Annotated in this window: 12 protein-coding genes; 10 read left to right on the top strand and 2 right to left on the bottom strand. The window is 61.5% G+C overall.

What is annotated here, in order from left to right:
- Positions 1–2: 2 nt before the first annotated feature.
- The 5 genes from cheR (at position 3) to flgE (ending at position 4,055) form a co-directional block, all read left to right on the top strand.
- Positions 3–830 carry a protein-glutamate O-methyltransferase CheR gene (gene cheR, locus PST29_RS22255; RefSeq protein ID WP_016967561.1) on the top strand — a complete coding sequence of 276 codons (828 nt, stop codon included), beginning with the start codon at positions 3–5 and terminating at the stop codon, positions 828–830.
- Positions 831–1,080: 250 nt separating this feature from the next.
- Positions 1,081–1,488, top strand: coding sequence for a flagellar basal body rod protein FlgB (gene flgB / locus PST29_RS22250; RefSeq protein WP_016967562.1), 408 nt, complete (start codon positions 1,081–1,083; stop codon positions 1,486–1,488).
- A gap of 3 nt (positions 1,489–1,491) precedes the next feature.
- Complete coding sequence (gene flgC / locus PST29_RS22245) at positions 1,492–1,935, top strand: flagellar basal body rod protein FlgC (RefSeq protein WP_011062742.1); 444 nt, start codon at positions 1,492–1,494, stop codon at positions 1,933–1,935.
- A gap of 15 nt (positions 1,936–1,950) precedes the next feature.
- A complete protein-coding gene (gene flgD, locus PST29_RS22240; RefSeq protein ID WP_060840576.1) occupies positions 1,951–2,682 on the top strand; it encodes a flagellar hook assembly protein FlgD in 732 nt (243 codons plus the stop codon).
- A 29-nt stretch (positions 2,683–2,711) separates the two neighbouring features.
- A complete protein-coding gene (gene flgE / locus PST29_RS22235) occupies positions 2,712–4,055 on the top strand; it encodes a flagellar hook protein FlgE (protein WP_060840575.1) in 1,344 nt (447 codons plus the stop codon).
- A gap of 265 nt (positions 4,056–4,320) precedes the next feature.
- Here flgE and PST29_RS22230 read toward each other — a convergent pair whose 3' ends face one another.
- Positions 4,321–7,212: a ribonucleoside-diphosphate reductase subunit alpha gene (locus tag PST29_RS22230; protein WP_060840574.1), complete on the bottom strand. Its 2,892-nt coding sequence runs from the start codon at positions 7,210–7,212 to the stop codon at positions 4,321–4,323.
- Between the two features lie 757 nt (positions 7,213–7,969).
- Here PST29_RS22230 and PST29_RS22225 point away from each other — a divergent pair.
- Together PST29_RS22225 and PST29_RS22220 are read left to right on the top strand one after the other, a co-directional pair.
- A complete protein-coding gene (locus PST29_RS22225) occupies positions 7,970–8,692 on the top strand; it encodes a response regulator (RefSeq protein WP_060844365.1) in 723 nt (240 codons plus the stop codon).
- Positions 8,689–10,299, top strand: a complete 1,611-nt coding sequence (locus PST29_RS22220) for an ATP-binding protein (protein ID WP_060840572.1) — start codon at positions 8,689–8,691, stop codon at positions 10,297–10,299. Before PST29_RS22225 ends, PST29_RS22220 begins: the two co-directional genes overlap by 4 nt.
- Before the next feature lie 12 nt (positions 10,300–10,311).
- Here the strand turns inward: PST29_RS22220 and PST29_RS22215 are convergent, their stop codons facing one another.
- On the bottom strand, positions 10,312–11,037 hold the full coding sequence (locus tag PST29_RS22215) for a 4'-phosphopantetheinyl transferase family protein (protein ID WP_060840571.1): 726 nt from the start codon (positions 11,035–11,037) through the stop codon (positions 10,312–10,314).
- Between the two features lie 222 nt (positions 11,038–11,259).
- Between PST29_RS22215 and PST29_RS22210 the strand changes: the two genes are divergently transcribed.
- From PST29_RS22210 to PST29_RS22200, 3 genes are all read left to right on the top strand, one after another.
- Positions 11,260–11,862: a hypothetical protein gene (locus PST29_RS22210; protein WP_060840570.1), complete on the top strand. Its 603-nt coding sequence runs from the start codon at positions 11,260–11,262 to the stop codon at positions 11,860–11,862.
- A gap of 119 nt (positions 11,863–11,981) precedes the next feature.
- Entirely contained in the window at positions 11,982–12,659 is a 678-nt protein-coding gene (locus PST29_RS22205) for a response regulator (RefSeq protein ID WP_016967571.1), read from the top strand.
- Positions 12,656–14,002 carry an ATP-binding protein gene (locus tag PST29_RS22200; RefSeq protein ID WP_060840569.1) on the top strand — a complete coding sequence of 449 codons (1,347 nt, stop codon included), beginning with the start codon at positions 12,656–12,658 and terminating at the stop codon, positions 14,000–14,002. Before PST29_RS22205 ends, PST29_RS22200 begins: the two co-directional genes overlap by 4 nt.
- Positions 14,003–14,014 lie beyond the last annotated feature (12 nt).

Genomic DNA, 14,014 nt, shown 5'->3' with positions numbered 1-14,014 from the left:
CATTGTCTACGGGTAATTTGGATTTTGAACAGTTCCGGGTCTTCCTGGAAAAAGCCTGTGGTATTTTGCTCGGGGAAAATAAGCAATATCTCGTCTCGAGCCGTCTCAACAAACTGATGGAGCAGCAAGGTCTCAAAACCTTGGGTGAGCTGGTTCAGCGGATTCAGACCCAGCCTCGCAGCGGATTGCGCGAGATGGTGGTAGACGCGATGACGACCAACGAAACCTTGTGGTTTCGTGACACCTATCCCTTCGAAGTATTGAAGAACAAGGTGCTTCCCGAAGCGATCAAGGCCAGCCCCAACCAGCGTTTGCGGATCTGGTCGGCGGCTTGCTCGTCGGGGCAGGAACCCTATTCGTTGTCGATGTCCATCGATGAGTTCGAGCGCAGCAACATGGGCCAGTTGAAGATGGGGGTGCAGATCGTTGCCACCGACCTGTCCGGAACCATGCTCAACAACTGCAAGACCGGCGAATATGACAGCCTGGCAATTGGGCGCGGGCTTTCTGCCGAGCGTCTGCAGCGTTATTTCGACCCCAAGGGGCCGGGACGCTGGGTGGTCAAGGCGCCGATCAAGAGTCGAGTGGAGTTTCGCTCGTTCAACCTGCTGGACAGCTATGCCAGTCTGGGCAAGTTCGATGTCGTGTTTTGCCGCAATGTGCTGATCTACTTCTCGGCCGAGGTCAAGAAGGACATCCTGATGCGCATTCACAGCACTCTGAAACCTGGCGGTTATCTGTTTCTGGGGGCTTCCGAAGCGCTCAATGGCCTGCCGGACCATTACCAGATGGTGCAATGCAGCCCGGGGATCATCTACCAGGCGAAGTGATCGACAGTTGCAGCAACGAAAAGGAGGCCATCAGGCCTCCTTTTTTGTGCGCGTCAGTTTCTTGCAAGCAGTGGCAAATGCGGCAGGGCGCTTGCCGCTTTGCCGGCGATTCGCGGAAGGCCATTGCCGCTTTTCTGGCATTGCCGTCTTGCCGCTGTCGGCAAAGCCTTGATTTACGGGGCTTAAGGACTTGGCACGTAGCTTGCTATATCCAGATTACGAAAAATCAGGTCACCCAAAGGTTTCCGACATGAGCATCAGCTTCGATAAAGCGCTCGGTATCCACGAACAGGCTCTTGGCTTTCGCGCCAAGCGCGCCGAAGTGCTGGCCAACAACATCGCCAACGCCGACACCCCGAACTACAAGGCTCGGGATCTGGACTTTTCCGCCGTGCTCGCCGAGCAGAACGAAAAGGTCAAGAACGGCACCTTCGCGTTGAACATGACCAACACCCGGCACATCGAAGCCCAGGGCCTGAGCAGTGGCGACGAGTCGCTGCTGTATCGGACCCCGATGCAGCCTTCGATCGACCAGAACACCGTGGACGCCCAGCTGGAGCAATCGAGCTATGCGCAGAACTCGGTGGACTTCCAGGCCAGCTTCACGCTGCTCAACAGCAAATTCAAAGGGCTGGTAGCAGCCCTGCGCGGAGAGTAATCCATGTCCCTCGCCAGTGTTTTCAATATTGCCGGTAGTGGCATGAGCGCTCAGACCACGCGTCTGAACACCGTCGCCAGTAACATCGCCAACGCCGAGAGCGTGTCGTCGAGCATCGACCAGACCTATCGCGCGCGTCATCCGGTATTCGCCACCATGTTCCAGGGTGCCCAGAGTGGCGGCAGCGATTCGCTGTTCCAGAACCAGGACGCCGCCGGCCAGGGCGTGCAGGTGCTGGGCGTGGTGGAAGACCAGAGCAATCTGGAAGCTCGCTACGAACCGAACCATCCGGCCGCCGACGCCAAGGGTTATGTCTACTACCCCAACGTCAACGTGGTGGAGGAAATGGCCGACATGATTTCCGCCAGCCGCTCGTTCCAGACCAACGCTGAAATGATGAACACCGCCAAAACCATGATGCAGAAGGTCCTGACCCTCGGTCAGTGATAAGGGGCGAAGCCAATGAGCGTTACTGACACCACCAGCGGCCCGTCCCTCAAGGACGTATTGGCCAACTCGTCAAAGAAAACCACGACCACTACCAGTGCCGACGGCCTGGCGGCCGCTACCAACAGCACCACTGGCAAGCAGTCCCTGGGCAAGGATGCGTTCCTCAAGCTGCTGGTGACCCAGCTGAACAACCAGAACCCGCTGGATCCTCAGGACAACAGTGCGTTCGTTGCCCAGTTGGCGCAGTTCTCCACCCTGGAAGGGATTACCACCCTCAATAGCTCGGTGAACTCGATCACGGGCAACTACAAGTCTTCCCAGGCGCTGCAGGCTTCGTCCCTGGTGGGCCGTTCGGTGATCGTGCAGACCGGCACTACCCAGGTTGACACCAGCAAGAGCATGACCGGCTCGGTCACCGTGCCATCCAGCGTCAGTTCGGTCACCGTGACCGTCACCGATAAGAACGGCAACACCGTCAAGACCATCGACATGGGCAGCCAGAAGGCCGGCAGCGCCAGCTTCGTCTGGGATGGCACCAAGACGGACGGCACCAAGGCGGATCCGGGCAGCTACAGCTTCAAGGCCAGCACCACCATCGATGGCAAGGGTACTGATCTGATCACCTACCTGCCGGCGACGGTCAACAGTGTGACTATCAGCCAGACCGGCGGCGAGTTGATGTTGAACCTTGCCGGCATGACCAGCCCGATTGGCCTGTCCAAAGTACAAACCATTGGTATCTAGAGCCGACTAACCGGCACAAGGAGTGGAATATGTCTTTCAATATCGGCCTTAGCGGTCTCTACGCTGCCAACAAACAGCTGGACGTTACCGGCAACAACATCGCCAACGTCGCCACCACCGGCTTCAAGTCCTCCCGCGCGGAGTTCGCCGACGTCTACTCGGCCACCAAGCTGGGCAGCGGCACCCAGGTGATTGGTAACGGCGTGCGCCTGGCCAACGTTTCCCAGCAGTTCACCAACGGTGACATCAACAACACCGGCAACGTGCTGGACATGGGCATCCAGGGCCAGGGCTTCTTCGTGCTGAGCACCAACGGCTCCCTGACCTACACCCGTGCCGGTACCTTCAAGACCGACAAGGATGGCTTCATCACCAACAGTGATGGCACTGCGCGTCTGCAAGGCTATGCCGTGGATGCCAATGGCAAGATCATCAACGGTGTGTTGACCGACCTGCGGATCGACACCTCGAACCTGGCGCCCAAGCCAACCGACTCGATCTCCTCGACCATCAACCTGAACTCCGACGCCGATCCGATCAACGTCAACCCGGTGGCGCCGGCTCCGGCTTATGTGTTCGATCCGACCAAGAACACCACCTACACCAAGCAGTTCAGTACCCCGGTGTATGACACCCAGGGCAACAAGCACGTCATGGATCAGTACATGATCAAGACGCAGAACCCTAACGAATGGCAGACCTACACCCTGATCGATGGTCGCAACCCGGATGGTACGGCTTTCACCATGGCCAACCAGGCGCCGATCACTATCAAGTTTGACTCCTCGGGCAAGCTGCAGACCCTGACGCCGCCTGCTGCACCGGCCGTCAGCCAGTTCACCGTCAATGGCAACAATATCGCCATGACTGCCTGGACTCCGGGTGATGTGGTCAACGGTGTCTTCGTTCCCAATGGTGCAGCGCCTGCGCCGGGCGGCGTGAAGATCGATATGACCAAGACCGGTTCGGTATTCGGCGATACCAACCGCTCGGTGATCGCGCAGAACGGTTACTCCACTGGTCAGATCTCCAGCCTGACCATCGACGGCACCGGCGTCATGCTGGCCAACTTCAGCAACGAGCAGACCAAGCCGATCGGCCAGATCTCCCTGGCCAGCTTCACCAACGAGCAAGGCCTGCAGCCGGTAGGCGGCACCCAGTGGAAAGAAACCTACTCGTCGGGTATTCCAGGTTATGACGCACCGAAGACCGGAACCCTGGGCGCGGTAGTGTCCAACTCCCTGGAAGAGTCCAACGTCAACCTGACCAACGAACTGGTGAACCTGATCAAGGCCCAGAGCAACTATCAGGCGAACGCCAAGACCATCTCCACCCAGAGCACCATCATGCAGACCATCATCCAGATGACCTGATGCGGGTTGGCTGACACGCTGTACGAAAAGCCCCTCCTTGAGGGGCTTTTTTGTGCCTGTTCGATGGCGCTGTTTACCCTGCAGGAGCCTCTGCCGTAGGGGCTGGCTTGCCAGCGAGGGCGCTCTCTGAAGCAGTGCAAGGCTTCGGAGCTGTTGGCCGGCAAGCCCGCTCCTGCAGCTGTGTTGCGGGCAAAAGAAAACCCCCGATAAACCGGAGGTCTATCGGGGGTTGTGGCAGGTGCCCGCAGGCACCTGTCAGCTCAGCTTATTGGCAAGCTTCGCAATCCGGCTCGTCGATGGCGCAAGCCTTCGGCACTGGAGCAGGACCGGCAGGAGCGGCCAGGACCGAGTCGTCACCGTGGTTGCCGCCGCTGGAAACAGCGTTCAGCTTGCCGGTGTTGATGGTCGACTTCTCGGTGCTGGTGGCGGCCAGGGCGCGGAGGTAGTAAGTGGTTTTCAGGCCACGGTACCAAGCCATGCGGTAGGTCACATCGAGTTTCTTGCCCGAAGCGCCGGCGATGTACAGGTTCAGCGACTGAGCCTGATCGATCCACTTCTGGCGACGGCTGGCGGCGTCGACGATCCACTTGGTTTCCACTTCGAATGCGGTCGCGTAGAGCTCCTTGAGCTCCTGCGGGATGCGCTCGATCTGTTGTACCGAACCGTCGTAGTACTTCAGGTCGTTGATCATCACCGAGTCCCACAGGCCGCGAGCTTTCAGATCGCGTACCAGGTACGGGTTGATCACGGTGAATTCGCCCGACAGGTTCGACTTCACATACAGGTTCTGATAAGTCGGCTCGATCGATTGCGATACGCCGGTGATGTTGGCGATGGTCGCGGTCGGTGCGATGGCCATGATGTTGGAGTTACGAATGCCTTTCTGCACGCGGGCACGTACCGGCGCCCAGTCCAGGGTTTCGTTGAGGTCCACATCGATGTACTTCTGGCCACGGGCCTCGATCAGGATCTGTTGCGAGTCCAGCGGCAGGATGCCCTTGGACCACAGCGAGCCCTGGAAGGTCTCGTAGGCGCCGCGCTCATCGGCCAGGTCGCAGGAAGCCTGGATCGCGTAGTAGCTGACCGCTTCCATGGACTTGTCGGCGAACTCGACGGCCGCGTCGGAACCGTAGGCGATGTGTTGCAGGTACAAAGCGTCCTGGAAGCCCATGATGCCCAGGCCTACTGGACGGTGCTTGAAGTTGGAGTTCTTCGCTTGCGGCACCGAGTAGTAGTTGATGTCGATCACGTTGTCGAGCATGCGCACGGCGGTGTTCACGGTGCGTTGCAGCTTGGCGGTGTCGAGCTTGCCGTCCTTGATGTGGTTCGGCAGGTTGATCGAGCCCAGGTTGCAGACCGCGATCTCGTCCTTGTTGGTGTTCAAGGTGATCTCGGTGCACAGGTTCGAACTGTGGACCACGCCCACGTGCTGTTGCGGGCTGCGCAGGTTGCATGGGTCCTTGAAGGTCAGCCATGGGTGGCCGGTTTCGAACAGCATGGACAGCATCTTGCGCCACAGGTCTTTGGCCTGGACGGTCTTGAACAGCTTGATCTTGTTGTATTCGGTCAGGGCTTCGTAGTACTCGTAGCGCTCTTCGAAGGCCTTGCCGGTCAGGTCGTGCAGATCCGGCACTTCCGATGGCGAGAACAGGGTCCACTTGCCGTCATCGAAGACGCGCTTCATGAACAGGTCGGGGATCCAGTTGGCGGTGTTCATGTCGTGGGTACGACGACGATCATCACCGGTGTTCTTGCGCAGCTCGATGAACTCTTCAATGTCCATGTGCCAGGTTTCCAGGTAGGCACAGACAGCGCCCTTGCGCTTGCCACCCTGGTTCACGGCGACGGCGGTGTCGTTGACCACTTTCAGGAAAGGCACGACGCCCTGGGATTTGCCGTTGGTGCCCTTGATGTAGGAACCCAGCGCACGCACCGGCGTCCAGTCGTTGCCCAGGCCGCCGGCGAATTTCGACAGCATGGCGTTGTCGTGGATGGCGCCGTAGATGCCCGACAGGTCGTCCGGAACGGTGGTCAGGTAGCAGCTCGACAGCTGTGGACGCAGGGTGCCGGCGTTGAACAGGGTCGGAGTCGAAGCCATGTAGTCGAAGGACGACAACAGGTTGTAGAACTCGATGGCGCGGTCTTCGCGCTGTTTCTCTTCGATCGCCAGGCCCATGGCCACGCGCATGAAGAAGATCTGCGGCAGTTCGAAACGCACGCCATCCTTGTGGATGAAGTAGCGGTCGTACAGGGTTTGCAGGCCCAGGTAGGTGAACTGCTGGTCGCGTTCGTGGTTGATCGCCTTGCCGAGTTTTTCCAGGTCGAATTCGGCCAGGACCGGGTTCAGCAATTCGAACTCGATACCCTTGGCGACGTAGGCCGGCAGTGCCTTGGCGTACAGGTCGGCCATTTCGTGGTGGGTGGCGCTTTCGGCGACTTCGAGGAAGCCCAGGCCTTCGGCACGCAGGGTGTCCATCAGCAGGCGGGCGGTGACGAACGAGTAGTTCGGCTCGCGCTCCACCAGGGTGCGAGCGGTCATCACCAGAGCGGTGTTGACGTCCTTCAGGGCTACGCCGTCGTAGAGGTTCTTCAGGGTTTCGCGCTGGATCAGGTCGCCGTCGACCTCTTCCAGGCCTTCGCAGGCTTCGCTGACGATGGTGTTCAGGCGGCCCATGTCCAGGGGCGCGAGGCTGCCATCGGCGCGAGTGATGCGGATCGATGGGTGGGCCTGTACCGGCGCTTCGCTGCTGGAGCGGGTGGCGCGTTCCTTGGCGCGGGAATCGCGGTAGATCACGTAGTCGCGGGCCACTTTCTGTTCGCCGGCACGCATCAGGGCCAGTTCGACCTGATCCTGGATCTCTTCGATGTGGATGGTGCCGCCCGAAGGCATGCGACGCTTGAAGGTTGCGGTGACCTGCTCGGTCAGGCGCGCCACGGTGTCGTGGATTCGCGACGAGGCAGCGGCGGTGCCGCCTTCAACTGCGAGGAACGCTTTGGTGATAGCGACGGTGATCTTGTCGTCGGTGTAGGCAACGACAGTGCCGTTACGCTTGATCACGCGCAATTGGCCAGGGGCGGTAGCAGACAGATCCAGGTTGGAATCGGCGGCCTGCGGCGCATTGGCCTGCGGGTTCTCGCGAGTTGTGTCGGTTTGCATGGGTGTCTCCACGTTCTCTATGTTTGTTTGGGCACCAATGAGGTGCCCACCGTTCCGTCCTGAAGCACTACAACCGGCAGAGGCCGGGCATAACGACTTCGGGACAGTTCAGGAAGGGGGCTATGGGCGCCGCTTCCATGCCGAAGTCTTGGGCGTCGAGCCAGTGGCTCGGCACCTTATTCCTGGTGGGTGACAGTATTGTGGCTGCAACACCCGTACCGCTTTCTCCTGGACAGGGTGGAAAACGATGCCATCCGCACGCGCGGTGTTGGTCTTTTGAAACAGCGATTGGTTCCACCAAACGGGGCAAGAAAAGGGCTTGAGTTTCTCGTCTGAATTGTGTTTGGTTTTTTGTGTAAAACCCTAGATATAGGGATTTTTAGCCGCCGGGCTACAAGATAATGCGTTTGGGGGACTGATTGCAACGTACTGCCTGTGGATAAGGTTGTGCGTAAATTGTGTATGGACTGGGGTAAAACTCATGCAGCCCGCAGTCCCAGTGCATGCAACCGTCCGTCACTGTTTTTTATCCCTGAAAATTGCCTTGGGCGGATTTTTGCGGGCGCGAACCCTATCACAAAAAATCGCCCCGACCGAGTCGTTTTAGTCGCTTGTGTGGGGGCGCATGCCGGTTGCTACAATCCGCCGCGGTCCATGCAGCGACGACTGCGTTTTCCACGACAGGTTATCCGCCTTTTTCATGACAAAAAGACGGGTGCCTTGTGTCCAATGAGTGCTGGCAATAAAGAGGTCGAGCGTGGAGCAAGAAGCCTGGCAGGTATTGATTGTCGAGGATGACCAGCGTCTGGCTGAGTTGACCCGTGAATATCTGGAGAGCAACGGACTGCAGGTGGCGATCGAAGGCAATGGCGCCCTGGCTGCCGACAGGATCATCGCCGAGCAGCCGGACCTGGTGATCCTCGACCTGATGCTGCCCGGCGAGGACGGCCTGAGCATCTGCCGCAAGGTCCGGGATCGCTACGATGGGCCGATCCTCATGCTCACCGCCCGCACCGATGATATGGATCAGGTCATGGGGCTGGACCTGGGGGCCGATGACTACGTGTGCAAGCCCGTGCGTCCCCGCCTATTGCTGGCCAGGATCCAGGCGCTGCTGCGGCGCAGCGAGACGCCCGAGCCTGCCCCGGAGAAAAGCCGGCGCCTGCGCTTCGGGCCCTTGGTGGTGGACAGCGCCCTGCGCGAAGCCTGGCTGAGCGACGTGGGAATCGAGTTGACCAGCGCCGAATTCGATCTGCTGTGGCTGCTGGTGGTGAATGCCGGGCGGATTCTGTCCCGCGAGGAAATCTTCAATGCCCTGCGGGGGATTGGTTATGACGGCCAGGACCGCTCCATCGACGTGCGCATCTCGCGCATCCGTCCCAAGATCGGCGATGACCCGGAGCACCCGCGGCTGATCAAGACCATTCGCAGCAAGGGTTATCTGTTCGTCCCCGAAGCCGCCGCCGACATGCCCTTGTGAACTCGATCTTCCTGCGTATCTACGGCGGCATGTGTGCCGCGCTGATTCTGGTGGCGCTGCTGGGGGTGCTGGCCTTGCACCTGCTCAACGAAGTGCGCAGCGAGCAATACCGCGAACGCTTGGCCCACGGCACCTTCTCGCTGATGGCGGACAATCTGCAGCCGATGAGCGAGATCGAGCGTCGCCGGGCCTTGCTGGTGTGGCAGCGCTTGCTGGGCATTCCCCTGAGCCTGAAGACCTTCAGCCAGACCGATCTGGACAGCAGCCAGCGTGGCCGGGTGCTGCGCGGGCAGGCGCTGGTGGAGCAGACCGGCCCCTTCGCGGCCCGGGTCTACCGCCTGGTCAGCGAGCGGGAGCAGTTGCTGCTCAGTGCCGAGGTGCAGCAGATCAGCGAACAACTGGCCCGGGCCACCATCTACCTGCTGGCGGACGAGCTGGTGCGCTACCCGGTGGCCGAGCAGCCACAGCGTCTGGCGGCGCTCAAGCAGGCCAAGGGGTTTGGCTTCGACATGCACCTGGCGACCCTGGATGCCGCGGATATGGATGAGGACCAGCGCCGCCGGGTGGCCGAGGGCGATACGGTGATGGCCCTGGGCAAGGGCGGTGACTCGATCCGGGTCTTCGCCGGTCTGGTGGGCACGCCCTGGGTGCTGGAAATCGGTCCCCTGTACCAGATGAACCCTTATCCGCCGCAATGGCTGGTGTTGATTGCCGTGCTCGGGCTGAGCCTGATCGGGTTGATCGTCTACCTGTTGGTGCGCCAGTTGGAGCGCCGCCTCAGCGGCCTGGAGTCGGCAGCCACGCGGATTGCCAAGGGCAGCCTGGAAACCCGGGTGCCGGCCCGGGGCGCGGATTCGGTGGGGCGTCTGGCGGCCGCCTTCAATGGCATGGCCGAACACCTGCAACGGCTGCTGGCGATCCAGCGTGAACTGGTGCGGGCGGTGTCCCACGAATTGCGTACCCCGGTGGCGCGCCTGCGTTTTGGCCTGGAGATGATCGCCTCGGCGAGCACCGACCAGGCTCGGCAAAAGTACCTGGACGGCATGGACAACGATATTCAGGACCTCGATCGGCTGGTGGACGAGATGCTCACCTATGCCCGCCTGGAGCAGGGCTCGCCGGCCCTGAACTTCCAGCGCATCGACCTCGATGCCCTGATCAATCAGGTGATCGACGAGTTGGCGCCGTTGCGGGCCAATCTCAAGGTCCATCGCGGCCTGTGCCTGTCTGCGGTCGAGTGCGATGGCGCCTGGGTCGAGGCCGAGCCGCGTTATCTGCACCGGGCGCTGCAGAATCTGGTGAGCAACGCCATGCGCCACGCACACTCCCAGGTGACCGTCAGTTATCAGGTGGGCCAGTTGCGCTGTCGGGTGGATGTGGAGGATGACGGGCCCGGTGTACCGGAAAGTGCCTGGGAAAAAATCTTCACGCCGTTCCTGCGTCTGGACGACAGTCGAACCCGGGCTTCCGGTGGACATGGACTGGGCCTGTCCATTGTGCGGCGGATCATTCACTGGCACGACGGTCGGGCGCTGATCAGCAAGAGCAACAGTCTCGGGGGCGCCTGCTTCAGCTTGAGCTGGCCGCGGCATCAGGAGCCCCGTTGAGGACGCGCGTGTTCAGGGTTTGATCGCGATCAGGCTCAGCAACTGGCCTGCCTCGACGACGAACTGACCCAGCAGTTCGCGGCCGTGGTGCCATTCCTCGGACAGGTCGGTGAGCAGGCGCATGCGCACCTGGCCCGCTGGCGACCACTCCAGCACTTCGGCATGTTCGAAATAGAAGCTTTTCTGCACCAGCGGATACAGGGCCTTGTACAGGCTTTCCTTGATCGAGAAGGTCAGGGTCACGGCCAGGGCGTGCTGCTCGGCCGGCAAGCGGTCGCGACGCAGCAGCTCCGCCGGGGTGAGGATCTGCCCGGCCAGATTGGCTGCACGTTCCTCGCCGAGGAGCTTTTCCAGATCCATGCCCAGGGCTCGCCAGTGCTGCTTGTCGGCGACGATGGCGGCCGCCCGGCCGGTGCTGTGGGTGATCGAGCCACAGATATGTTCCGGCCAGACCGGTGCCCGGTCGGCGCCGATCGGCGGCACCCAGTCCAGTTGTTGCAGTTGGCGCAGGGCCTCCCGGGCGCACAGGCGCCCGGCGAGAAATTCCGCCTGGCGCTTGGCAACTGAGCGCTGGATGCTGGGCGGTGCGGGAATGCCGCTGCGCTGGAAATCGTCCGCAGTCAGTTGCCCGGGGTCGAACCGGGTGCTCAGCCAGCGGGTGTGGGGCAAGGCTTCCGGCAAGGGCCAGGAGGCCTCCGGAGGGGTGCAGCAGAGGGGGAGAGAGGGGAGTGCATTCATGGCCGCTAGTTTGCCGGGTTGACGGGTTCGAGGGTAGCGCTGCGTGCTGCCCAGCGAGGGGGTGGCGCTCCGTACGGGAAGCTTGTTGGGGTTAAACGCCGGTAAAAACAATCATGTGGCTCTGGTTCAGGCGAGGTTAAGGAGGTGTTCAGGGGGAGTTCAGGGCGGGCTGGTTACTCTGGCCCGGCACCCAAAAAGCCAATAGCGCAAAGGAAACTTCCTATGACTTCATTGAAAAAACTGATCCTCGCCTTTACCGTGCTCGGCGCCAGCGCCGCCGTTCAAGCCGCTGACAGCAACTTCGCCAGCCTGACCTTCGGCCAGACCAGCGACAAGGTTAAAAAGTCCAGCCAGCTCAACAGCAACCTCGGTCATCCGAATGCCGATGGCGTGATCGGCAAGGACAACACCTGGGGCGTGCGCCTGGGGCAACAGAACGACCAGGGCCGCTACTACGCCACTTACGATTACGTTTCCGGCTCTCACAACGGCATTAAACTGCGCCAGCAGAACCTGCTGGGCAGTTACGATATGTTCCTGCCGGTGACCGGTACCACCAAGCTCTTTGGCGGCGGCACGGCCGGCCTGACCAAGCTGACCCAGGAGTCCCCGGGCTTCAGCCGCGACAGTGACATCGGCTACGCGGTCGGCGTGCAGGCCGGTGTCCTGCAGCAGATTTCACAGAACACCTCGGTGGAGCTCGGCTACCGTTACCTGCGCAGCAATGCCGGGACCGAGATGAGCGAACGGGGCGGCAGCAAGCAAGGTTCACTGAGCCTGACCAGCAGCGCCCAGACCTATCTTTCGGCCAACTACGCTTTCTGATAAGCGGCCTGGCCTGAACCGCGCCGGACTATGCCTTGGGCATGGTCCGGCGCGGGTGCATTGATCATCAGGGCGCAGGGGCGCCCCTGGAGATGTCGAATTTTGCCTGGGAGAGCGTTATGAAGTTGCTGGTCGTCGAAGATGAGGCGCTGTTGCGTCATCACTTGCAAACCCGCCTCACCGACAGCGGTCACGTGGTCGAGTCCGTGGCCAACGCCGAGGAGGCGTTGTACCAGACCGAGCAGTTCAATCACGACCTGGCGGTGATCGACCTGGGCTTGCCCGGCATGGGCGGACTGGACCTGATCCGCCAGCTGCGCGCCCGGGGCAAGGCATTTCCGATCCTCATCCTCACCGCTCGCGGCAACTGGCAGGACAAGGTCGAAGGCCTGGCCGCCGGTGCCGACGACTATGTGGTCAAGCCCTTTCAGTTCGAGGAACTGGATGCGCGGCTCAATGCGTTGCTGCGCCGCTCCAGCGGCTTTACCCAGTCGACCATCGTTGCCGGGCCGCTGTTGCTGGACCTGAACCGCAAACAGGCGTCCCTGGATGAGCAGCCCCTGGCGCTGACCGCCTATGAATACCGGATCCTCGAATACCTGATGCGCCATCACCAGCAGGTGGTGGCCAAGGACCGTTTGATGGAGCAACTGTATCCAGACGACGACGAGCGCGATCCGAATGTCATCGAGGTGCTGGTGGGGCGCCTGCGGCGCAAGCTTGAAGCGCCTTCGGGCTTCAAGCCCATCGATACGGTGCGTGGGCTGGGCTACCTGTTCAACGAGCGCTGCCGATGATTCGATCGCTGCGCCTGCGCCTGATGCTGGCCGCCACCACCCTGGCGGTGCTGTTCATGCTGGCGTTGCTGCCGGCCATGCAGGGCGCGTTCAGCCTGGCGCTGCAGGACTCCATCGAGCAGCGCCTGGCCTCCGACGTCACCACCCTGATTTCGGCGGCGCGGATCGAAAACAATCGCCTGCAGATGCCCGCACAGTTGCCCGACGAGCGCTTCAACCTCGCCGACAGTCGCCTGCTGGGCTACATCTACGATCGCGAGGGGCATCTGGTCTGGCGCTCCCGGGCCACCCAGGAAGAGAACATCAACTACCGTCCGCGGTACGACGGGCGTGGCAACGAGTTCGCCAGGATCCGCGAAGCCAATGGCCAGGAGTTCTTCGTCTACGACGTCGAGATCAAGCTGCTGGGAGGCAAGAATGCGGCCTTCAGTATTGTGGCGCTGCAGCCGGTGCGCGAGTACCAGCAGACCCTCGAAGGCGTGCGGGAGAACCTCTATCTGGGATTTGGCGCGGCATTGCTGGTGCTTCTGGCGCTGCTGTGGATGGGCCTGACCTGGGGCTTGCAGGCCCTGCGACGCCTGAGTCAGGAGCTGGACCAGATCGAAAGCGGCACCCGCCAGAGCCTGAGCGAGGAACACCCGCGGGAGCTGTTGCGGCTGACCGGCTCCTTGAACCGCCTGTTGCAAAGCGAGCGCGAACAGCGCAGCCGCTATCGGGACTCCCTGGATGACCTGGCCCACAGCCTGAAAACCCCGCTGACGGTGTTGCAAGGGGTGAGCGAGGATATGGCCCAGCGGCCTCAGGATCGGGAGCAGGCCTGGGTCCTGCAAGCGCAGATCGAGCGCATGAGCCAGCAGATCAGCTATCAGTTGCAGCGTGCCAGCCTGCGCAAGAGCGGTCTGGTACGCCATCAGGTGCGTCTGCGGCCGGTGTTGCAGAGCCTGTGTGACACCCTGGACAAGGTCTATCGCGACAAGCAGGTGCGGGTGTCTTTCGATTTGCCCGAGCGCTGCTATGTGCCGATCGAGCAGGGCGCCTTGCTGGAGTTGCTCGGCAACCTGCTGGAGAACGCCTACCGCCTGTGCCTGGGCTCGGTACGCATCAGCGTGCGCGAAACCCTCGACGGCGCTGAATTGTGCGTGGAGGACGACGGTCCCGGCGTGCCGCCGGATCAGCGAGCGCGGATTCTGCAGCGCGGTGAGCGCCTGGATCGCCAGCACCCGGGGCAGGGCATTGGCCTGGCGGTGGTCAAGGACATCATCGAGAGTTACGGCGCGCAGCTGACCCTGGGGGACTCGGCCCTGGGCGGTGCGGCATTCCGCATTCACTTCCCGGCCCTCTAGCGCTACACCCTG

Origin of the sequence: Pseudomonas sp. St29, from assembly GCF_001547915.1 — a bacterium.
GTDB lineage: Bacteria > Pseudomonadota > Gammaproteobacteria > Pseudomonadales > Pseudomonadaceae > Aquipseudomonas.
Note: the sequence above shows the minus strand (reverse complement) of the source record. Positions and strands in the feature narration are given on the sequence as shown.